This window comes from Mesorhizobium sp. M5C.F.Ca.IN.020.32.2.1 (genome assembly GCF_004023105.1).
Classification (GTDB): domain Bacteria; phylum Pseudomonadota; class Alphaproteobacteria; order Rhizobiales; family Rhizobiaceae; genus Mesorhizobium; species Mesorhizobium wenxiniae.
This window is the reverse complement of the sequence record NZ_RZSX01001706.1, coordinates 1-345: the sequence shown is the minus strand read 5'-3', so window position 1 is coordinate 345 and position 345 is coordinate 1. Positions and strand designations below refer to the sequence as shown.

The following is a 345-nucleotide window of genomic DNA, read 5'->3' as shown; positions in this document are numbered from 1 at the left end:
GCCATGCATGCAGCCAGCAGCCGCCTCGCGGCCTTGGCTCGCTCGGGACCAAAACCTGATGTCGTGGCCATGCGGGCAAAGCCGAGCGCGAAGCTCCTGAGCGGCACCGCATAGGTCGGGATCGAACAGCCGTCGATGGCACGCTGGTCCACACCATGGACAGCGCCCGTCACCGACTGCATGGCGTCGCGCACCATGTCCTGCAGGCCGTGTCCCGGCTTGACATAGCCGCGATGCGCAATGCCGGCGTGGACGCAGGTGCAGAGGAAGCCGGAATGTTTGCCGGAACAATTGTTGTGCAAGGCGTTCGGCGAGCCGCCGGCGCGGGCGAGCGCAATCTCGGCG

General features: G+C 67.0%; 1 protein-coding gene. It reads right to left on the bottom strand.

What is annotated here, in order from left to right:
• On the bottom strand, positions 1 to 345 hold a 345-nt coding region (locus EOA86_RS38265; RefSeq protein WP_206630304.1), incomplete at both ends, for an asparaginase.